Source organism: Streptomyces sp. URMC 123, from assembly GCF_051386515.1.
Taxonomy (GTDB): domain Bacteria; phylum Actinomycetota; class Actinomycetes; order Streptomycetales; family Streptomycetaceae; genus Streptomyces.
On sequence record NZ_JBPQTV010000674.1, the window covers coordinates 1 to 709 of the forward strand.

Below are 709 nucleotides of genomic sequence, written 5' to 3' on the forward strand. Positions count from 1 at the left end.
CCGGCTCCTGGTCGGTGGGCGCGGGGGAGGGCCGCGAGGTCAGCTGCCCGGGCGCGGCCGGCGTCACCGGTACGGGGCGGGGCGCGGACCGCCGAAGGGGGAGCGTCATGCATCGGGGGAGCCTCAGGGAGCGCCTGGGCACGGGCATCGGCTGGCGGCCGGAGATCGCCGGGGCGGTGGAGAACCTGCCGGGCGTGGACTGGGTCGAGGTGGTCGCCGAGAACGTCTGCCCGGGCCACCTCCCCGAGTCGCTGCGGCGGCTGCTCGACCGGGGCACCACCGTGGTGCCGCACGGCGTCTCCCTCGGTCTCGGCGGCGCGGACCGGCCGGACCCGGCCCGGCTCGCCGCCCTCGCCGAGCGGGCCGAGGCGCTGCGCTCGCCGCTGGTCACGGAGCACATCGCCTTCGTACGGGCCGGGGGGCCGCTGACCGCCACGCCGCGCCTGGAGGCCGGGCACCTGCTCCCCGTGCCGCGCACCCGCGACGCCCTGGACGTGCTCTGCGCCAATGTGCGGATCGCCCAGGAGGCGCTGCCGGTGCCGCTGGCGCTGGAGAACATCGCGGCGCTGATCTCCTGGCCGGGCGAGGAGATGAGCGAGGGCCGGTTCCTGGCCGAGCTCGTCGAGCGCACCGGGGTGCGGCTGCTGATCGACGTGGCCAATCTCCACACCAATCGCGTCAACCGGGGCGAGGACCCGTCGGCCGCGCT

The 709-nt window shown here is 77.0% G+C and carries 1 protein-coding gene; it reads left to right on the forward strand.

What is annotated here, in order from left to right:
• Positions 1 to 107: 107 nt before the first annotated feature.
• Positions 108 to 709, forward strand: a 602-nt coding sequence (locus ACSNOD_RS31580) for a multinuclear nonheme iron-dependent oxidase (protein ID WP_436770501.1), incomplete at its 3' end; no start/stop codon positions are given.